The organism is Aquibium microcysteis, from assembly GCF_014495845.1.
Lineage (GTDB): Bacteria > Pseudomonadota > Alphaproteobacteria > Rhizobiales > Rhizobiaceae > Aquibium > Aquibium microcysteis.
Window position 1 is genome coordinate 4,632,996 of the sequence record NZ_CP061080.1, and the last position, 19,681, is coordinate 4,652,676.

A 19,681-nucleotide genomic window follows, 5' to 3' on the forward strand; every position below is an offset into this window, starting at 1 on the left:
ATAACGCATCCGGGCTCCCGGCGGAACCGCGGATCGGGCGACCGTCTCGGCGTCGACGCTACCAGTGCGGCGGTTTGGTCACCGGAACGTCCGCGCCGCTTTGCTCCTCGACCGCGAGGAAGCGCTCCGTGAGCACGTCGAGCTTCCGGCGCAGCCTGTCGACGACGGTCCATTGTTCCGCGAGCTGACCGGAGAGCTCCTCGATGGTCCGCTCCTGCTCGGCCAGGATCGCTTCGAGCCGGGCGATGCGGTCGTCATCCGTCACGCCGCAATCCCCTCGAGCGCCGCGCGCAGCGGCCCACTCAGCGGCTGCGGCCGGCGGCTTTCGCGGTTCACGTAGACATGGATGAAGAAGCCCTCCGCGGCCGCCGTCTCCTCGTCGTTGCGGAACAGCCCGACCTCGTAGCGCACGGAACTCGACCCGATCCGCGCGACGCGCAGGCCGGCCGTCACGACGTCGGGAAACGCCATCTCCGAAAAATACCGGCAGCCGGTCTCCACGACGAGGCCGATCTGGTCGCCGCCGTGGAAGTCGAGCACCCCCTGCTCGATCAGCCAGCCGTTCACCGCCGTGTCGAACAGCGAATAATGCACCACGTTGTTCATGTGGCCGTAGACGTCGTTGTCCATCCACCGCGTCGGGATGGATCGGAACGCACGGTATGCGGCGCGGATGCCGGCGGTCGGGCGCTCCATCACCAGGCCGCGCGGTAGATGGCCAGCGCGTCCGCTTCGCTCACCGGTCGCGGATTGTTGACGAGCAGCCGCTGCTGCTTCATGGCGTCGGACGCCATCTTCGCCAGGTGTTCCTCGCCGATGCCGACGTCGCGCAGGCGCGGCTGCAGCCCGACCCGGGCCGACAGCGCGGCGAGCGCCTCGATGAAGGCGGCGCAGCGGCCCTGCACGCCTTCCTCCCGGGTCAGGTCCGGGAAGGCATCGCATGCGATCTCCGCATAGAGGTGCGCGGCGTCCGGCGCGTTGAAGCGCAGCACGTGCGGCAGCACGAGCGCGTTCGACAGCCCGTGCGGGATGTGGAACGTCCCGCCGATCGGATAGGCGAGCGCGTGCACGGCGGCGACGGGGGAGTTGGCGAAGGCCTGTCCGGCGAGCATCGAACCGAGCAGCATGGCGCCGCGCGCGGCGATGTTGCGGCCGTCGTTCACCGCCGTCTCGATGTTGGCCCCCAGGAGCTGCAGCGCCTGCTTCGCCAGGCTGCGCGACAGCGGGTTGTTGTTCGCGTTCTTCGAGGCAAAGGCTTCGATGGCATGGACCATGGCGTCGATGCCGGTCGCAGCGGTGATCGCGGGCGGCAGGCCGAGCGTCAGCTCCGCGTCGAGCACGGCGACGTCGGGCAGGATGACGGGCGAGGAGACGCCGCGCTTCTCCTCGTCGCCGACGGTGATGATGGAGACCGGGGTCACTTCAGAGCCCGTGCCGGCCGTCGTGGGGACGAGGACCAGAGGCAGGCGCGGCCCCTTCGCGTTGCCCACGCCCCAGGCGCCGTCGAGTTCCTCGTCCGAGCCGATCAGCAACGCGGCGAGCTTGGCGACGTCGAGGGACGAACCGCCGCCGAAGCCGACCACGCCGGTCGCACCGGCGGACCGTCCGGCCTCCACCGCGGTCATGAGCGTGGCGAGGGAGGGATCGGCCTCGACCTGATCGAAGACCGTGACCGACAGCCCGGCCTCGTGGAGGGAGGAGAGGGCCGGGTCGCAGAGGCCGAGTCTCCGCAGGCCGGGATCGGTCACGAACAGGACCGACGGCCCGAGCCGTCTGCCCGCGATCGCAGCGAGCCGTCTGGCGGCGCCGTTCTCGAAGACGATGGAAGGAGTGGTGTTGAAGGTGAAGGAGGGGAATGCCGGATTTGTCATGGCGCGGAAATTGACAAGCCGGGAGCCTTTTGTCGAGAGTGGCCGGCGGTCGATTGGCAACCACGGCGCGGCGTGTTAGCAACTTTGATCAAACGATAAAAAATGAGGGGATACGGTTGCATGGCGCCAGCTGCAATCGAACTCAAGGGCATCAACAAGAGTTTCGGCGCGGTCCATGCCAACCGCGACATCCATATCGAGATTCCGAAAGGAACGATCCACGGCATCATCGGCGAGAACGGCGCCGGAAAGTCGACGCTGATGTCGATTCTCTACGGCTTCTACCAGGCAGACAGCGGCGCAATCTTCGTCGATGGCGCCAGGGCCGAGATCAGGACTCCCAACGACGCCATCGCGGCCGGCATCGGCATGGTCCACCAGCACTTCATGCTCGTCGAGAATTTCACGGTTCTGGAAAACATAATTCTCGGAGCCGAAGGATCGCAGCTGCTCAATGCGGGCATCGCGCGGGCGCGCGCGGAACTGCACAGGCTCGAGAAGGACTACGGACTGGAGGTCGACCCCGACGCCGTGATCGAGGAACTCGCGGTCGGCCTTCAGCAGCGGGTCGAGATTCTGAAGGCGCTGTACCGCGGCGCCGAGATCCTGATCCTCGACGAGCCGACCGGGGTGCTGACGCCGGCCGAGGCAGATCACCTGTTCCGCATCCTGCGCATGCTGAAGGACGAGGGCAAGACCGTCGTCCTGATCACACACAAGCTGCGCGAGATCATGGCCGTCACGGACAACGTCTCCGTCATGCGGCAGGGGACGATCGTCGCCACCCGCAGGACCGCCGAGACGACGGTCGAGGAACTGGCCGAACTGATGGTCGGCCGTCGCGTGCTCCTGCGCGTCGACAAGGGCGAGCCGAAGCCGGCTGCGGTCAAGCTGTCGGTGCAAGGCCTGACGGTGAGGGATTCCCGCGGCGTGACCATGGTCGAGAACGTGTCGTTCGACGTGCGCGCGGGCGAGATCGTGGGCATCGCAGGGGTTGCGGGCAACGGCCAGTCCGAGCTGATCGAGACGATCGCCGGCATCCGCAAGGCCGTCTCCGGCAGCGTCCTGCTCGACGGCACGCCGATCGACGTGACCGGTGCCGCCGATCCCGGCGAGCTGCGCGACCGCGGTCTCGCCCACGTGCCGGAAGACCGCCATCACGTCGGTCTCGTCCTGCCCTTCGAGGAGAACGAGAACGCGATGCTCGGCTACCACGACGATCCCAAGTTCCTGAATGGTCCGTTCCTGAACATCGACGCCATACGCGCCGACGCGCGCGACAAGATCCAGAAGTACGACATCCGCCCTGCCGACTGCCGCCTGAAGACGGCGAATTTTTCCGGCGGCAACCAGCAGAAGATCGTGCTGGCGCGCGAGATGGAGCACGATCCGGGCGTGCTGATCGTCGGCCAGCCGACCCGCGGCGTCGACGTCGGTGCGATCGAGTTCATCCACAAGCAGCTGATCGCCATGCGCGACCGCGGCAAGGCCGTCCTCCTCGTCTCCGTCGAACTCGACGAGATCCGCTCTCTGTCGGACCGCATCCTGGTGATGTTCGACGGCCGCGTGGTGGGCGAGCGCGGCCCCGATGCAACGGAAGGCGAGCTCGGCCTGCTGATGGCCGGCGTGGAAACCCGGGAGGCTGCTGAATAATGGCTACGCCCTATGCCAAGCTGCCGGCCTGGGCCGACTACGGCCTGATCCCGCTGATCAACCTCGCCGTCGCCTTCGCCGTCGCCGGGCTGGTCGTGCTGCTCGTCGGCGAAAGCCCGGTCCAGGCCGCGACGCTGCTCCTCAAGGGCGCCTTCGGATCGGGTGCGGGCATCGGCTACACGCTCTACTACGCGACGAGCTTCATCTTCACGGGCCTCGCCGTGGCGGTGGCCTTTCATTGCGGCCTCTTCAACATCGGCGGCGAGGGACAGGCCTATATCGGCGGGCTCGGCGTCGCCATCGTCTGCCTGTCCTTCGACGGCGTCTTTCCCTGGTGGGTGAACTTCCCGCTCGCCATCCTCGGAAGCGCGGCGATCGGCGCCTTCTGGGCGATGATCCCGGCCATCCTGCAGGCCAAGCGCGGCAGCCACATCGTCATCACCACGATCATGTTCAACTTCATCGCCGCCAGTCTCATGGTCTACCTGCTGGTCGGGCCGCTGAAGCCGATGAACTCGATGGCGCCGCAGACTCGCACCTTCGCGCAGGACGCCTGGCTGCCCAAGCTCGACTGGTTGCTCGAACTGTTCGGCGCCACGATCCGCTCGACGCCGCTCAACCTGTCCTTCCTGCTCGCGCTGGTGATGGCCGTGGTCGTCTGGGTGCTGATCTGGCGCACGAAGCTCGGCTACGAGATCCGCACCTACGGCTTCAGCCCCAAGGCTGCGAAGTATGCCGGCATCGGCGAGGCGCGCATCATCGTCGTCACCATGATGATCTCCGGCGCGCTGGCCGGCATGATGGCGCTGAACCCGGTCATGGGAGACCAGCACCGGCTGCAGCTCGACTTCGTCACCGGGGCGGGATTCGTCGGCATCGCGGTGGCGCTGATGGGCCGCTCGCATCCGGCCGGCATCGTGCCGGCGGCGATCCTGTTCGGCATGCTCTACCAGGGCGGAGCGGAAATCTCCTTCGTCATGCCCAACATCTCGCGCGACATGATCGTTATCATCCAGGGCCTGGTGATCCTGTTTGCGGGCGCCCTGGAGCACATGTTCCGGCCGAGCCTGCAGGCGGTGCTGGCGAGCCTGGCGCCGAAATCGATGGGCATGAACGCGGCGAAGCGGGAAGGAGCCTGAGATGGATACGCTGGTCCAGCTGCTCGATGCGACGGTTCGCGTCTCCGTGCCGCTGCTGCTCGCCTGTCTCGCCGGGCTCTATTCGGAGCGTTCGGGCGTCTTCGACATCGGGCTCGAAGGCAAGATGCTCGCCGGCGCCTTCGCCGGCGCCGCCGCCGCCGCCGCGTCGGGATCCGCCTGGATCGGTCTCTCGGCCGCCATCCTCGTCGCCGTGTTTCTCGCGCTCGTGCACGGCTTCGCGTCGATCACGCATCGCGGCAACCAGATCGTTTCCGGCGTGGCGATCAATTTCGTCGCGGCAGGCTCGACCATCATCCTCGGCCAGGCCTGGTTCCGGCAGGGAGGGCGCACCCCATCGCTCGCCGGCGACGCTCGGTTCGAGCCGATCGAACTCTACGGGGCCGAGGCGGTAAAGGACGTGCCGGTGCTCGGGCCGATCTACTCCGACATCGTCTCCGGCCACTCCATCCTGGTCTATTTCGCCTTCTTCATGGTTCCCTTCACCTGGTGGGCGTTGTTCCGCACCCGCTTCGGCCTGCGGCTGCGCGCGGTGGGCGAGAATCCGGCCGCCGTCGATACTGCCGGCATCTCGGTGACCTGGCTGCGCTACCGGGCGGTGATCATTACCGGCGTGCTCACCGGGGTCGCCGGCGCCTATCTGTCCGTCGCGCAGAACGCCGGCTTCGTGAAGGACATGACGGCCGGAAAGGGCTTCATCGCGCTGGCGGCGCTGATCTTCGCCAAGTGGAAGCCGGTGCCGGCGATGTTCGCCTGCCTGCTGTTCGGCTTCCTGGAAGCCTCCTCGATCCGCTTCCAGGGCATGGACTGGCCGCTGGTCGGCCGCGTGCCGGTGCAGCTCATCAACGCCCTGCCCTTCGTGCTCACCGTCATCCTGCTCGCCGGCTTCATCGGCCGCGCCATTCCGCCGAAGGCGGGCGGGGTGGCGTATGTGAAGGAGAGGTGAGGGGCGGGATTGGGCAGTCGGCAGTCGGCAGTCGGGACCAGGTGGGTCCGGACGACGACCGCCAGAACCATCGTTGCCTTCGAATGAGAACGAAACCATCTCGACTGCCGACTGCCGACTGCCGACTGCCACACTCTTCCGGAGCCCCCATGTCCCACGATCTCTTCCTCGCCGCCCGTGACGCCATGGCGAAGGCGCATGCGCCCTATTCGAAGTTTCCGGTGGGGGCAGCGCTGCGAACCGCGGAGGGGCGGGTCTTTTCGGGCGCCAACATCGAGATCGCGTCCTATCCGGAGGGCTGGTGCGCCGAGACGACGATGCTCGGCCACTACGTGATGGCCGGCGGCGGCGACATCATGGAGGTGGCCGTGGTGGCGGAGCGCATGGCCCGGATCACGCCCTGCGGCGGCTGCCGGCAGCGCCTGGCGGAGTTCGGCCGGCCCGACACGAAGCTGCATCTGTGCGACGAAAGCGGTATAGTGGAGACGACGACCCTCGGGGCCATGCTTCCCCTGGGCTTCCAGGGAGACGTGCTCAAATGAAGACTGCGGTCGATCATCTCGTCGAACGGCTGGCCGGGCGGACCGCCGATACCGCGCTCGTGCTCGGCTCGGGCCTGGGCGCCCTCGTCGACGAAGTCGAGGATGCGGTGCGCATCCCCTATGGCGACCTGCCGGGCTTTCCCGTCAGCGGCGTGTCCGGTCACGCCGGCCAGGTGGTCGCCGGCCGCTTCGGCGGCGTGCCGGTGCTGATGCTCGCCGGCCGCGCCCATTACTACGAGCACGGCAATGCCGCCGCGATGCGTCCCGTGCTGGAGACGCTGGCCGGGATCGGCGTGACCAAGCTGCTCCTGACCAATGCCGCCGGCTCGCTGCGCCCGGAGATGGGGCCGGGCTCGGTGATGCTGATCACCGACCACATCAACTTTTCCGGCTCCAACCCGCTTTTCGGCGAACCGACGGACCGCCGCTTCGTGGGCCTGACCGAAGCCTACGACGCCGGCATCCGCGCGGCGCTGAAGGCTGCCGCCGCCGCGACCGGCACGCCGCTGCACGAGGGCGTCTACATGTGGTTCTCCGGCCCCTCCTTCGAGACGCCGGCCGAAATCCGCATGGCCCGGATCGTCGGGGCGGACGCGGTGGGCATGTCCACCGTACCGGAGGTGATCCTCGCCCGCTTCCTGGGCCTCAGGGTCGCCGCCTGCTCGGTGATCACCAACCTCGCGGCCGGCATGACCGGCCAGGAGCTTTCGCATCAGGAGACCAAGGACATGGCGCCGCTGGGCGGCACGCGTCTGGCGGCGATCCTGCGCTGGGCGATCGGAGAATTGTGATGAACGCGAGAACGGCCGAGCCGACGGGCGCTTCCGCCACCGGACTCGTCAGGATCGAGCAACCGCATGCCCGCGTCGAGGGCGTGCCCTTCCAGGCCGACTGGTTCGACGCGGTCGACGTGAACCTGTCGGCGGTCGAGCGCCGGACCGCCACGCTCGGCGCCCGCCGCTCGGTGAAGAAGGAATGGCAGGCGGCCTGGCAGGTGAAGGCGATCCAGTGCATCGACCTGACGACGCTGGCCGGCGACGACACGCCCGGGCGCGTCGAGCGGCTCTGCGCCAAGGCGAGGCATCCGCTGCGCGACGATCTCGTCGAGGCGCTGGGCCTGTCCGGGCGGCGGCTGACGACGGGCGCGGTCTGCGTCTATCCGACGATGGTGCGCACGGCCGTGAAGGCGCTCGAAGGCTCGGGCATTCCGGTCGCCTCGGTGGCCACGGGCTTTCCCGCCGGCCTGACGCCGCTGGAGCAGCGGCTGGCCGAAATCCGCTACGCGGTCGGCGAGGGCGCGAGGGAGATCGACATCGTGATCACCCGCGCCCATGCGCTGACGGGGAACTGGCAGGCGCTCTATGACGAGATCAGCGTCATGCGCGAGGCCTGCGGCGAGGCCCACATGAAGGCCATCCTCGCCACCGGCGAACTGAAGACGCTGACCAACGTCTACCGCGCGTCGATGGTGGCGATGATGGCCGGCTCCGACTTCATCAAGACCTCCACCGGCATGGAGGGCGTCAACGCCACGCTGCCGGTGAGCCTCGTGATGGTGCGCGCCATCCGCGACTTCCTGGAGCGGACCGGCCAGCGCGTCGGCTTCAAGCCGGCCGGCGGCATCCGCGCCGCCAAGGACGCGCTGGCCTGGCTGATCCTGATGAAGGAGGAGCTGGGCCGCGACTGGCTGGAGCCCGACATGTTCCGCTTCGGCGCCAGCGCGCTGCTCTCCGACATCGAGCGGCAGCTCGAACACTTCGTCACCGGCCGGTACGCGTCCGCCGATCGGCACGGCATGGCGTGAGGCCAACGGAATGAACAAGATCGTGACCATTCTCGACAGCATGGACTACGGCCCCTCGCCGGAGGAGGACGGCCATGTCCGTGCCTGGCTGAAGCGCCATGGCGGCCGTTTCGGGCATTTCGTCGGCGGCCGCTTCACGAGGCCCGGCGAGGCGACGTTCGAGGTGCGCAACCCCGCCGACGGCGAACTGCTGGCCGACGTGGCCGAGGCGGACGAGAAGGACGTGGATGCCGCGGTCAAGTCCGCCGCGTCCGCCTTCAAGTCCTGGTCCGCGCTGTCGGGCACCGAGCGCGCGCGGCATCTCTACGCGATCGCCCGCCAGGTGCAGAAGCACGCCCGTTTCCTGGCGGTGCTGGAGACGCTCGACAACGGCAAGCCCATCCGCGAGACGCGCGACATCGACGTGCCGCTGGTGGCGCGGCACTTCTACCATCATGCCGGCTGGGCCGAACTGCGCGATTCCGAATTCCCCGGCCATGTTCCTGCGGGCGTCTGCGGCCAGATCATTCCCTGGAACTTCCCGCTGCTGATGCTGGCCTGGAAAGTGGCGCCGGCACTCGCCGCCGGCTGTACCGTGGTGCTGAAGTCGGCCGAGCACACCCCGCTCACCGCCCTCGCCTTCGCCGAACTCTGCGCCGAGGCGGGACTGCCGGCGGGCGTCTTCAACCTCGTCAACGGCGGCGGAACGACCGGCGCGCTGGTGGCGGGACATCCGGGGCTGGCCAAGCTCGCCTTCACCGGATCGACCGAGGTCGGCCGCCTGCTCAGGCGCCAGACCGCGGGCACGGGGAAGAAGCTGTCGCTGGAACTCGGTGGCAAGTCGCCCTTCGTCGTCTTCGACACCGCCGACATCGATGCCGCGGTCGAGGGCGTCGTCGACGCCATCTGGTTCAACCAGGGCGAGGTCTGCTGCGCCGGCTCGCGCGCGCTGGTGCAGGAAGGCATCGCCGACCGGTTCCACGCCAAGCTGCGCGCCCGCATGGAGACGCTGCGCGTCGGCCCGCCGCTCGACAAGTCGACCGACGTCGGCGCCGTCGTCGCGCCGGTGCAGATCGCGTCGATCCGGGCGAAGGTCGAGGCCGGCGTCGCGGAGGGCGCGACGTTGTGGCAGCCCTCCTGGGCCGACGAGGCATTCGCGAAGGCGACTGAAGGAGGCTGCTTCTTCCCGCCGAGCCTCTTCACCGGCGTCTCGCCGGCTTCGGCGCTGGCGCAGGAGGAGATTTTCGGCCCGGTGCTGGTGTCGATGACGTTCCGCACGCCCGGCGAAGCGATCACGCTCGCCAACAACAGCCGCTACGGGCTGGCGGCGTCGATCTGGTCGCAGAATCTCGACGTCGCCTTCGACGCCGCGCGCAAGGTGAAGGCCGGCGTGGTCTGGATCAACTCGACCAATCTCTTCGACGCCGCCGTCGGTTTCGGCGGATACAAGGAGAGCGGCTTCGGCCGGGAGGGCGGCCGGGAAGGCATGCTCGAATATCTGGTGGCGGCCTGGGAGAAGAAGGCGCGCATGCTGCCAGCGGGCGCGGCGCTGCCGGCTCCGGTGCCGGTCGACGGCGATGCCGGCCCCGGCGCGGGCTCCGGCGCGCTCGACCGGACCGTGAAGCTCTATGTCGGCGGCCGCCAGGTGCGTCCGGATTCAGGCTATTCCTATCCGGTGCTCGACCCGAAGGGCCGGCTGATCACCGAGGCCGGCTACGGCAACCGCAAGGACATCCGCAACGCGGTCGAGGCCGCGCGGAAGGCCGACGCCTGGTCCGAGATGACGGGACATGCCCGCGCGCAGGTGCTGTGGTTCCTAGCCGAAAATCTCGAACTGCGATCGGCGGAGTTCGCCGCCCGCATCGACCGGATGACCGGCGTCGGCGGCAAGCAGGCGGCGCGCGAGGTGGCCGCCTCCGTCGCCCGCATCGTCCACTACGCGGCCTGGGCCGACAAGTATGACGGACGCGTCCGGGCGCCGCAGGGCCGGATGCTGGCGCTGGCCCTGCCCGAACCCTTCGAGGTGATCGGCATCTCGTGCCCCCACGAGGCGCCGCTGCTGGGTTTCGTGTCGCTGGTGGCGCCGGCGATCGCCATGGGCAACCGCGTCGTCGTGACGCCCTCGCAGCACCATCCGCTGGCGGCCTGTGACCTCTATCAGGTGCTCGACACCTCCGACGTGCCGGACGGTGTGGTCAACATCATCACCGGCGACCGCGACCAGCTGGCGAGCGTGATGGCCAGGCACGACGACGTCGCCGCCTGCTGGTATGTCGGATCGGCGGAGGGCAGCGCCACGGTGGAGCGCGACTCGGCCGGCAACCTCAAGGCCACCTGGGTCAACCACGGCAAGGCGCGCGACTGGTTCGATCCGGCGCAGGGGCAGGGCGAGGCGTTCCTGTTCCGGGCGACGCGGATCAAGTCGATCTGGACGCCGTTCGGGGTGTGAGGGTGGCTGGTTCGCTCATGATGGATACGCCCTACGGCGCCCCCCTCTGCCTGCCGGCATCTCCCCCACGAGGGGGGAGATCGGCAGGTTCGGCCGCCGCGTTCCTCCTGCGACCTGGGCGATTGGCGAAGCCGGCCGAGCGAATAATCTCCCCCCTCGTGGGGGAGATGTCCGGCAGGACAGAGGGGGGCGCGACGGAGCGCCACCGCCGACTATTCGAGGCCAGTTGATGCTGCCCCAGGAAATCATCCGCAAGAAGCGCGACGGCAGGTCTCTGTCGGCCGCCGAGATCGCCTTCTTCGTCGACGGCCTCGCGAACGAGACCGTCACCGAGGGACAGGTCGCGGCGCTGGCGATGGCGGTGTTCTTCAACGGCATGAGCCGGGAGGAGGCCGTGGCGGTGACGCTCGCCATGCGCGACTCGGGCGACGTCCTGTCGTGGGATCTGCCTGGGCCGGTCGTCGACAAGCATTCCACCGGCGGCGTCGGCGACAACGTCTCGCTGATGCTGGCGCCGATCGTTGCCGCCTGCGGCGCCTACGTGCCGATGATTTCGGGACGGGGGCTCGGCCATACCGGCGGGACGCTGGACAAGATGGATTCGATCCCCGGCTATGTCAGTCAGCCGGCTAACGACCTGTTCCGAGATGTCGTGAAGAGCGTCGGATGCGCCATCATCGGGCAGACGGGAAACCTCGCGCCGGCCGACCGGCGCTTCTACGCCATCCGCGACGTGACGGCGACGGTGGAGTCGATCCCGCTGATCACCGCCTCGATCCTGTCGAAGAAGCTGGCGGCGGGCCTGCAGGCGCTGGTGCTCGACGTCAAGGCCGGCAACGGCGCCTTCATGGCGAAGAGCCGCGACGCCGCGGCCCTGGCGAAGAGCCTGGTCGAGGTCGCCAACGGTGCCGGCATGGCGACGACGGCGCTGATTACCGACATGAACGAGCCGCTGGCCTCGGCGGCGGGGAACGCGCTCGAAGTCGTCAATGCCGTCGACTTCCTCACCGGGCGGATGCGCGACCCGCGCCTGCTCGAGGTGACGCTGGCGCTCGCCGCCGAGATGCTCGTCGCTGCCCGGCTCGCGGGCTCGCCGGTCGAGGGCGAGGCTTCGGCCCGCCAGGCGCTCGACTCGGGCAAGGCGGCGGAGGTATTCGGGCGCATGGTCGCCGCGCTCGGCGGCCCCCATGATTTCGTCTCGGCCTGCCGCCGGCACCTGCCCGAGGCGCCCGTCGTTCGCGCGGTGCCCGCGCGGGCGGATGGCTATGTCACCGGCATCGATACCCGCGCGGTGGGCGTCGCCGTCGTGGCACTCGGCGGCGGGCGGGTGCGGCCTGGCGACGCGGTCGATCCCGCCGTCGGCATCAGCGGGCTCGCAACGGTCGCGGCCGAACTCCGGTCGGGCGACCCGATCGCCATGGTGCACGCGCGCGATGAAGCCTCGGCCGCTGCGGCGATCGCGGCGGTTCAGGGGGCCTATGCGTTGGGCGACAGACGGCCGCCGCGCCGCAAGGCGGTGCTGCGCCACGTCGGCGCCACGGGCTGACGCTGCGGCGCGGATTCACGTGAAGCAACCGGCCGACGACACCGCACGGGGGACCGCCGTGCTCGCGTCCGGCCTCAGCGACTCCGGCGCGCCGTCACGAGCGCGATCCAGTCGCGGCCGACGCCGCGTTCACGCAGGAGCGGGAGCGGGTCCTGGTCGTCCAGGCGCGAACAGAGCCGGTAGACTTCGAGGGTCTCGGCATTCATGACGCCGCGTCGGTAAAAGTGCATCGCCGCGGCGTAGCGGGCACGGCCGGACCATGCCTCGCCGAGCGGCGTGTCGACCAGCGCCCAGTTCTCGGCATCGTCGGCCGCGTTCTCCTCCGTCCCGGTCATCAGCAGTCCGCCGGCGGGGTCGCGGTGCGCCGGCCGAGCGTCATGAAGGGGCGCGGAACCACCGTCGCGCGCTTCATGAGCTTTGAATACTGGCCTTCGCGGAGGGCGTATATCTCGACCCAGAGATCGTCCGAGCGCATGTCTCCATAGGGCCGCGTCAGGCTGGCGATGGCGATGTTGCGCTTCGTCATCGGCGACCAGATGGCAGCGCTGACGAGCCCGACCTCCTTCTTCCGCGCATGATAGACCAGCGCATGGTCGGCCGGCACGTTGCCCTCGACCTCCAGTCCCACGAGAACGTGCCGCAGCGTGCCCCTGCGCCGCGCCTCGAGGATGGCGCGCCGGCCGTTGAAATGAGGCTTGTCCGGATCGACCATCCAGCCGAGACCGATCTCGTCGGGCATGCGCACGCGGTCGGCGCGGATCGCATGTTCGGCGGTGATGAAGTCGGCATTGGCCACGATGAACCCTGCCTCGATCCGCGCCCGGTTGAGGGCGCCGTAGCCGATCGCGCGCAGGCCGCGCAGGCGGCCGGCCTCCCACAGCCGGTCCCAGAGCGGGAGAGCCAGCCCCGCATCGACGAAGAGTTCGTAGCCGAGATCGCCGGTGAAGCCGGTGCGCGAGACGGTGACCGTGCCGTCATCCCGCGCAAAGTCGGCGATGTCGAAGGGCTTCAGCCGTTCGATACCCTCGAAGCCCGCATCCTTCAGCAGCGCGCAGGAGGTCGGTCCCTGCAGCGCGAGCCCGGCCACGGCCTCCGTCTCGTCGGCGACGGTCACGTCGTAGCCGACCGCGCTGTCGAGTAGCCAAGGCAGGTGCCGCTCCTGGCAGCAGAGGCGGAAGCGCGTCGCCGACAGCCGGAACAGCGTGCCGTCGTCGAGCACGTTGCCCTCGTCGTCGCACCAGGCGGTGTAATGGACGCGACCGGGCTTGAGCTTCGCGACGCTTCGCACGAAGACGCGCTCGCAGAAGGCCTCGGCGTCCGGCCCCTCGATGCGGTACTTGATCATCGGCGAGATGTCGAACAGGGCCGCCTGGCTGCGGATCGCGAAGTACTCGAGTTCCTCGTCCCACAGCGAATGCGGTGCCTTGCAGCCGGCCCAGGCATACCAGTCGTTGCGGAAGTCGAGCGCGGCGAGGCGCGGGTGGAACGGGGTCTCGCGGCGCATGACGCGCCAGTGGTCCTGCAGCGCGCGGCGGGGGGTGATGTCTTCGCCGGAGATGGCAGAAATCATGAATGAACCCTTCCCTTGACAGGCAAAGGACAGCGCGAGGCACCCCCCTCTGCCCTGCCGGGCATCTCCCCCTCGAGGGGGAGGTGCCCGGCAGGGCAGAGGGGGGTGGGACAGGTGAAGGCGTCCGAACCGCAGGCCATCCTCATCCCCGCATTTCCACGACCCGCCTCGCCGCGTTCCAGCCCGGTGCGCCGGAGATACCGCCGCCCGGATGGGAGCCGGCGCCGGCGAGGAACAGGCCGTCGACCGGTGTGTCGTAGCCGTCGGCGCCGTGGACGGGCCGGTTCACCAGCATCTGGTCGACCTGCAGCTCGCCATGGTGCCAATGACCGCCGGGCATGCGGAAGCGCGTCTCGATGTCGGCGGGCGTCAGGAGTTCGGCGTGGCGCACGCTGCGGCCAATGCCGGGCGCGTGGCGCTCCAGCACGGCCATGATCGCGGCGAGCAGCTTCGGCCGGCCGGTCTCCCAGCCCTCTTTCAGCGCATAGGGCGCGAACTGGACGATCGCCGAGAGCACGCAGGCCCCGTCCGGCGCCAGCGACGGGTCCGTGAGGCTGGGCAACGTGATTTCCAGGACCGGCTCGGGCGAGAACTCGCCGTACTTCGCCGGATTGAAGGCCCGCTCGACATGGTCGACCGACGGCGCGATGACGAGACGACCGCGATGCGCGGCGTCGGCGAGGCCGCAGAAGCGCGGTGGCGCGGCGAGCGCGAGATGAAGCTTCGCCGCATCGCCCTTCATGCGGATGGCGCGGAGCCGGCGAACGAAGCCGGTATCGACGTGGCGCGGGCCGACGAGATCGAGGAAGGTGGCGACGGGATTGATCGCCGAGACGACCGTCCGGGCGCCGATCTCGCTGCCGTCGGCGAGCACGACGGCGCAGACGCGGCCCTTCTCGACGAGGACGCGCCGCACGACCGCGCCCGTCCGCAGCGCGCAGCCGGCGGCTTCGGCCGCGCGCGCGAGTGCCGTGGCGACCGCGCCCATTCCGCCCGTCGGCACCGCCTGTGCGCCGGCCACGCCGTCGATCTCGCCGGTCAGCCGGTAGTAGAGCCCGAGCAGCGAGGTGGGCGAACGGGGACCGAGATGGGCGCCGAGCGTCGCGTCGAAGGCGACGAGGCCCTTGAGCCGGTCGTCGGACAGATGCTCGTCGAGCACGTCGGCGACGTTCATCAGCACCATGCGGAGGAATTCGCGCATGTCTTCCCTGCCGAGGCGGCGCAGCGACAGGGCAGCGCCGCCGAGCATCGTGGCCTGAGACAAGGACATGCCGCCGAGGTCCGGCGGCCGGCGCGACAGGAAGGGCTTCAGGATGCCCGCCTGACGCAGCAGCAGCGACCGCAGTTCCGCCCAGCCGGCCCGGTCGGCGGCGGCGATGCTGCCGTCGAGCCGCTCGCCATAGGCGCCGTCGAGCACCAGCGGTTCGCCCGCCGCCGACAGCGCCACGCTTGCCATCGGGCCGGGCGCGAAGGCGAGGCCATGGCTGCCGAGGTCGAGGCCCCGCACCATGTCCGGGTGCAGCCGGTTGACGACATGCGCGAGGCTCGGGGTCCGAAAGCCGGGGGCGAATTCGTGCGTGCCCGCCGTGCCGCCGACGGACGCTGCGGCCTCCAGCACCAGCACCTTGCGGCCCGTACGCCCCAGCGCCGCCGCGCAGGCGAGGCCGTTGTGGCCGCCGCCGATGATGACGACATCCCACCGCGCGGTTTCAGATGACGTCATGGGCCGGACTCATGTGGCGGGTGCCGCGCTTCAGGTCGCGCAGGATCTCGGCGGCGGCGTTGCGGCCGGGCGCGCCCATGACGCCGCCGCCGGGATGCGTGGACGAGCCGCACATGTAGAGCCCGCCGATCGGCGACCTGTACTGCGCGTATCCGGGCACCGGCCGGTTGAACAGCAACTGGTCGAAGGTCAGTTCCCCCTGGAAGATGTTGCCCTCCGTCAGGCCGACCTCCTCCTCCAGTTCGCGCGGCGTGCGCACCTCCATGTGCACGATGCGGTCGCGGAAGCCGGGCGAATAGTCCGCGATCTGGGAGATCACCGTTTCGCCGAAGGCGTCGCGGTCGGCGTCGGTCCAGTCGCGCCCCTCGACCTTGGGCGGGCAGTACTGCACGAAACAGCTCATGAAATGCGTGCCGGGCGAGGTCATGGTCGGGTCGAGCGTGGTGGGGATGACGACGTCGAGGAAGGGGTCGGCCGACCAGCGTCCGGCCTTCCAGTCGTCGTAGCCGCGCTCCATGCGCTCGACGGAATCGGTGAAGTGCAGGTCGCCGCGAAGGCAGGGCGAGTCCTTCGGCAAGGCGGGGAATTCCGGCATCGAGTCCAGCGCGATGTTGACCTTGCCCGAGGAGCCGCGGATCTTGAAGTTGCGGACCCGGCGCAGGAACGTCTCAGGCAGGTCCTTTTCGTCGACGAGCGTCAGGAAGGTGCGCTTGACGTCGGCGTTGGAGACGACCATGCGGCCGCGCACCTCCTCGCCGCCCGCCAGCACCACGCCCTCGGCCTTGCCGGAGCGGACCAGCACGTGGTCGACCGCTGCACCGGTCCGTATCGTGCCGCCACTCGCCTGGAAAGACGATGCCAGCGCCTGCGTCACGGCGCCCATGCCGCCGCGGGCATAGCCCCAGGCACCGACGGACCCGTCCACCTCGCCCATGTAGTGGTGCAGCAGGATGTAGGCGGTGCCGGGCGACATCGGCCCGAGCGCCGTGCCGATGATCCCCGACAGGGCGAAATAGGCCTTGATGACGTCGGTCTCGAAATACTCGTCGAGGAAGTCCGCGATCGACATGGTCCAGAAGCGGATGGTCTGGGCCATCTCGGCCGGACCGAGGTCCGCGAACTTGCGGCCGAGATAGAGGAGTTCGCCCAGGTCGCGCGGCTTCAGGCTCGTCGGGTCGGGCGCGGTGCGCATCAGGAGCGGCTGGATGAAGCGGCACTGCCGCGTCACGTCGCGCGAATAGCGGTCATAGGCCTCGGCATCTCGGGGAGAAAAGCGCGCGAACTCGCGCCGGTGCGCCTCGTGGTCGCGGTAATTGCCGAGGAAGTCGCCGTCCTGCGTCAGCACAGCGCCGCCCTCGTAGGCGATGACCTGCAGGCCGTGGCGCGGCAGGTCGAGGTCGCGCATGATTTCCGGCCGGAACAGCGAGCAGACATAGGAACAGTTGGAATAGGTGTAGCCCGGCGTCAGCGAGCGGCTGACGGCCGCGCCGCCGACCCATTCGTTCTTCTCGAGCACCAGCACGTCGAGGCCCGCGCGCTGGAGGTAGCACGCGTTGACGAGGCCGTTGTGTCCGGCTCCTATCACGATGGCGTCCCAGCGCTTCATTCGGTCGGTCCCGCGTCGTCGCCTCCGGCATGTCCGGCTGCCGCCAAATCTGGCACGGGCTCCGCGCGCCTGTCCAGCCATTCTGAATGAATGTTCAACAAACGAGGTTGCGTTTCTGCCGATGTTCGTTACGCTTTCCGTCGCCGGCCACGAACGGCCGGGTGACATCCGCGCGCTCGGAAAGGCTGACGATGCACGGCGCCCGCGAAGACGAACCGCACGGCGGACCAGAATATGACGACGCCGCCATCCGCTTCCTCGAAGCGCTCTGGGGCGAAGGCTATCTGTCGCCGGGCGGACCCGAGGAGGTCGACCGCGTTCTGTCCGGCCTCTCGCTCATGGGGCGGACAGTGCTGGACGTCGGCTGCGGCTCCGGCGGCATCACCCTGCATCTGGTCGAGCGGCATGGCGCGTCGCATGCCACGGGCTTCGACGTCGAGGCCCCGGTCATCCTCGCGGCGCGCCGGCGCGCCTGGGAGCGCGGACTGTCGCAGCGCGTCGACTTCGTCCAGGCGCCGCCGGGTCGCCTGCCGTTCCGCGACGAGAGCTTCGACGTCGTTTTTTCCAAGGACGCGCTGCTGCACGTGCCCGACAAGGACGCGCTGTTTTCCGATCTCTGGCGCGTGCTGAAGCCGGGCGGCCAGCTGGCCGCCAGCGACTGGATGATCGGACATGACGGCGAGCCGAGCGACGACATGAAGGCCTATGTCGCGGCCGAGGGACTGAGCTTCGCCATGGTCTCGCCCGCCCGGACCCGCGCGGCGATGGAGAAGGCCGGGTTCGTCGACGTCTACACCGTCGACCGGAACCCCTGGTACCGCGAGGTTGCCCGAACGGAACTGGAGCGCCTGAAGGGACCGCTCTACGCGCGCTGCGCCGCGGCGGTGGGCGAGGCCTATGTCGACAGGAACATCCGCACCTGGGAAGCCATGCAGAAGGTTCTTGACTCGGGCGAACACCGTCCCACTCATCTGCGGGGAAGGAAGCCGGGATAGTGCTGGATCTTCCACGGGAGAAAACGGTTCTCATGTCCGAAAGCGTCATCGCCGATCGGGGACCCGACGGCGACCGGAAGGGCCGCAAGGCCTCGCGCGAAGTCCGCCGCCAGCAACTCGTCGACGCGACCATCGATTCGCTCGCGCGCCGCGGCTATGCCGAGACGACGCTGGCCGACGTCGCCGACGGGGCAGGCCTCTCGCGCGGCATCGTCAACTTCCATTTCGAGAGCAAGGAGAAGCTCCTCGTCGCCACGCTGCAGTTCATGGCGGAGGAGTATGCCGCACACTGGCGCGGCGCGCTGGACAAGGCGGGCGACGATCCCGCCAGCCAGCTGTGGGCATTGTGTGCGGCCGATTTCGACCGCGCCATCTGCAACAAGCGCAAGCTGGCCGCCTGGTGCGCCTTCTGGGGAGAGGCGAAGTCGCGCCCGACCTACCAGGCACTGTGCGGCGGTCGCGACCAAGCCTATCACGACGTGATGGTGGACGTCTGCACGCGGCTGAAGGCCGAGGGGCGCTATCCGATCGATCCGCAGGCGAGCGCGCTGGCCATCAACGCCCTGCTGGAAGGCTTGTGGCTGCGCCTCATGCTCGCCGCCGACGAGGTGTCGCGCGACACCGCCTTCGCTTCGGCGGCCGAATTGCTGGCGGCGCTGTTTCCGCGGCACTTCGTGCGGGGCACGGGCGGCACGATCACGAAGGCATGACGATGAGAAAACGATGGGAGCACGCAGTCATGAAGACATTCAGGCAAATCTTGCAACGGACCGTCGCCATGGCGCTCGTCGGAGCGGTGGCGGGACTCTCCGCCGCGCCGGCTTTCGCGGAGGACGGTGATCTCGTCGTCTTCGACTGGTCGGGCTACGAGGAGCCGGCCTTCCACCCGCGCTACGTCGAGAAGCACGGCGATTCGCCGACCTTCACCTTCTTCGGCGACGAAGACGAAGCCTTCGAGAAGCTGCGCTCCGGCTTCAAGGCGGATCTCGGCCATCCCTGCTCCCAGAGCGTGGTCAAGTGGCGCGACGCCGGCCTCCTGCAGCCGCTCGACACGTCCCGTATCGAAGGCTGGAACGATTTGTTGCCGGGCATCATGGCGATGAAGGACCTGGCGACCACGGCGGACGGAACCGCCTGGTTCATGCCCTGGGACTGGGGTAACACCTCGCTCACCTACAACACCGAGAAGATCGCGGCCGAGGACGTCACCTCTCTGAAGGCCTTCGCCGACCCGAAATTCAAGGACCGCGTTTCGCTGCCCATCAATGTCGACGATGCCTTCGCGCTGGCCGCGCTGGTGATCGGGCTCAAGGACTGGACGCAGATGACCGACGAGCAGTTCGCGGAGGCGGCGGCTTTCCTGCGCGAGGTGCACAAGAACGTCCGCCTGTACTGGACGGATTCGACCGAGATCGTCCAGGCTCTGGGCGGCGGCGAGGTCGATCTCGCCTGGGCCTGGAACGACGCCTCCACGCAGCTCGCCGCCGAGGGCCAGCCGATCGCGTCGAACAAGGATACGGCCGAGGGCATCACGACCTGGGTCTGCGGCTACGTCCTGCTGAAGGACGCGCCCGGCAGTATCGACAAGGCCTACGACTTCCTGAGTGCCGTCAACGCCGACCCCGAAGTCGCGAAGTACATCGTCAACGACTGGGGCTACGGCCACGCCAATGCGAAGTCGATGGCCGCCGTCGATCCCGCGGTGCTGGCGGCGAAGGGCTATGAGGACGTGGAGAAGTTCGTCGACAAGACGCTGTTCCAGTCGCCGGTGCCGCCAGAACTGAAGCTGCGCATGATCGACGAGTTCGAGAAGATCAAGGCCGGCTACTGACCGCCGGAG

Annotated in this window: 18 protein-coding genes; 11 read left to right on the forward strand and 7 right to left on the reverse strand. The window is 68.8% G+C overall.

Annotated features, from left to right (window positions below):
- Nucleotides 1-58 precede the first annotated feature (58 nt).
- From IAI54_RS21745 to IAI54_RS21755, 3 genes are all read right to left on the reverse strand, one after another.
- A complete protein-coding gene (locus IAI54_RS21745; RefSeq protein ID WP_187969171.1) occupies nucleotides 59-265 on the reverse strand; it encodes a SlyX family protein in 207 nt (68 codons plus the stop codon).
- A complete protein-coding gene (locus IAI54_RS21750; protein WP_235679135.1) occupies nucleotides 262-630 on the reverse strand; it encodes an acyl-CoA thioesterase in 369 nt (122 codons plus the stop codon). Before IAI54_RS21750 ends, IAI54_RS21745 begins: the two co-directional genes overlap by 4 nt.
- Before the next feature lie 65 nt (nucleotides 631-695).
- Nucleotides 696-1,871 (reverse strand): iron-containing alcohol dehydrogenase, encoded by a 1,176-nt coding sequence (locus IAI54_RS21755; RefSeq protein ID WP_187969173.1) that lies wholly within the window; start codon nucleotides 1,869-1,871, stop codon nucleotides 696-698.
- Nucleotides 1,872-1,991: 120 nt separating this feature from the next.
- Between IAI54_RS21755 and IAI54_RS21760 the strand changes: the two genes are divergently transcribed.
- The 8 genes from IAI54_RS21760 (at nucleotide 1,992) to deoA (ending at nucleotide 11,947) form a co-directional block, all read left to right on the forward strand.
- On the forward strand, nucleotides 1,992-3,524 hold the full coding sequence (locus IAI54_RS21760; protein ID WP_187969174.1) for an ABC transporter ATP-binding protein: 1,533 nt from the start codon (nucleotides 1,992-1,994) through the stop codon (nucleotides 3,522-3,524).
- Nucleotides 3,524-4,663, forward strand: coding sequence for an ABC transporter permease (locus IAI54_RS21765; RefSeq protein WP_187969175.1), 1,140 nt, complete (start codon nucleotides 3,524-3,526; stop codon nucleotides 4,661-4,663). Before IAI54_RS21760 ends, IAI54_RS21765 begins: the two co-directional genes overlap by 1 nt.
- Nucleotide 4,664: 1 nt before the next feature.
- The gene (locus IAI54_RS21770) at nucleotides 4,665-5,627 is read left to right on the forward strand and encodes an ABC transporter permease (RefSeq protein ID WP_187969176.1); all 963 of its coding nucleotides are present in this window, start codon (nucleotides 4,665-4,667) and stop codon (nucleotides 5,625-5,627) included.
- A gap of 83 nt (nucleotides 5,628-5,710) precedes the next feature.
- Nucleotides 5,711-6,169 (forward strand): cytidine deaminase, encoded by a 459-nt coding sequence (gene cdd / locus IAI54_RS21775; protein ID WP_187969177.1) that lies wholly within the window; start codon nucleotides 5,711-5,713, stop codon nucleotides 6,167-6,169.
- Nucleotides 6,166-6,960, forward strand: a complete 795-nt coding sequence (locus tag IAI54_RS21780; protein ID WP_187969178.1) for a purine-nucleoside phosphorylase — start codon at nucleotides 6,166-6,168, stop codon at nucleotides 6,958-6,960. Before cdd ends, IAI54_RS21780 begins: the two co-directional genes overlap by 4 nt.
- Nucleotides 6,960-7,973, forward strand: a complete 1,014-nt coding sequence (gene deoC, locus IAI54_RS21785) for a deoxyribose-phosphate aldolase (RefSeq protein WP_187969179.1) — start codon at nucleotides 6,960-6,962, stop codon at nucleotides 7,971-7,973. The genes IAI54_RS21780 and deoC overlap by 1 nt, the downstream gene beginning before the upstream one ends.
- 10 nt (nucleotides 7,974-7,983) lie before the next feature.
- Entirely contained in the window at nucleotides 7,984-10,401 is a 2,418-nt protein-coding gene (locus IAI54_RS21790; protein WP_187969180.1) for an aldehyde dehydrogenase family protein, read from the forward strand.
- A gap of 229 nt (nucleotides 10,402-10,630) precedes the next feature.
- Nucleotides 10,631-11,947, forward strand: coding sequence for a thymidine phosphorylase (deoA, locus tag IAI54_RS21795; RefSeq protein WP_187969181.1), 1,317 nt, complete (start codon nucleotides 10,631-10,633; stop codon nucleotides 11,945-11,947).
- 74 nt (nucleotides 11,948-12,021) lie between these two features.
- Here deoA and IAI54_RS21800 read toward each other — a convergent pair whose 3' ends face one another.
- The 4 genes from IAI54_RS21800 to IAI54_RS21815 form a co-directional block, all read right to left on the reverse strand.
- Nucleotides 12,022-12,282, reverse strand: coding sequence for a hypothetical protein (locus IAI54_RS21800; RefSeq protein ID WP_187969182.1), 261 nt, complete (start codon nucleotides 12,280-12,282; stop codon nucleotides 12,022-12,024).
- The gene (locus IAI54_RS21805) at nucleotides 12,282-13,517 is read right to left on the reverse strand and encodes an aminomethyl transferase family protein (RefSeq protein WP_187969183.1); all 1,236 of its coding nucleotides are present in this window, start codon (nucleotides 13,515-13,517) and stop codon (nucleotides 12,282-12,284) included. The genes IAI54_RS21800 and IAI54_RS21805 overlap by 1 nt, the downstream gene beginning before the upstream one ends.
- Before the next feature lie 142 nt (nucleotides 13,518-13,659).
- On the reverse strand, nucleotides 13,660-15,240 hold the full coding sequence (locus IAI54_RS21810) for a phytoene desaturase family protein (protein WP_187969184.1): 1,581 nt from the start codon (nucleotides 15,238-15,240) through the stop codon (nucleotides 13,660-13,662).
- On the reverse strand, nucleotides 15,227-16,846 hold the full coding sequence (locus IAI54_RS21815) for a phytoene desaturase family protein (RefSeq protein WP_187969185.1): 1,620 nt from the start codon (nucleotides 16,844-16,846) through the stop codon (nucleotides 15,227-15,229). Before IAI54_RS21815 ends, IAI54_RS21810 begins: the two co-directional genes overlap by 14 nt.
- 191 nt (nucleotides 16,847-17,037) lie before the next feature.
- On the opposite strand from IAI54_RS21815, the gene IAI54_RS21820 reads away from it, so the two are divergent.
- The 3 genes from IAI54_RS21820 to IAI54_RS21830 all read left to right on the forward strand — a co-directional run bounded on the left by IAI54_RS21820 (nucleotide 17,038) and on the right by IAI54_RS21830 (nucleotide 19,672).
- The gene (locus IAI54_RS21820; protein WP_187969186.1) at nucleotides 17,038-17,841 is read left to right on the forward strand and encodes a class I SAM-dependent methyltransferase; all 804 of its coding nucleotides are present in this window, start codon (nucleotides 17,038-17,040) and stop codon (nucleotides 17,839-17,841) included.
- A gap of 32 nt (nucleotides 17,842-17,873) precedes the next feature.
- Nucleotides 17,874-18,551 (forward strand): TetR family transcriptional regulator C-terminal domain-containing protein, encoded by a 678-nt coding sequence (locus tag IAI54_RS21825; protein WP_187969187.1) that lies wholly within the window; start codon nucleotides 17,874-17,876, stop codon nucleotides 18,549-18,551.
- Nucleotides 18,552-18,619: 68 nt separating this feature from the next.
- Entirely contained in the window at nucleotides 18,620-19,672 is a 1,053-nt protein-coding gene (locus IAI54_RS21830; RefSeq protein ID WP_420838240.1) for an ABC transporter substrate-binding protein, read from the forward strand.
- The last annotated feature ends 9 nt before the right edge of the window (nucleotides 19,673-19,681 follow it).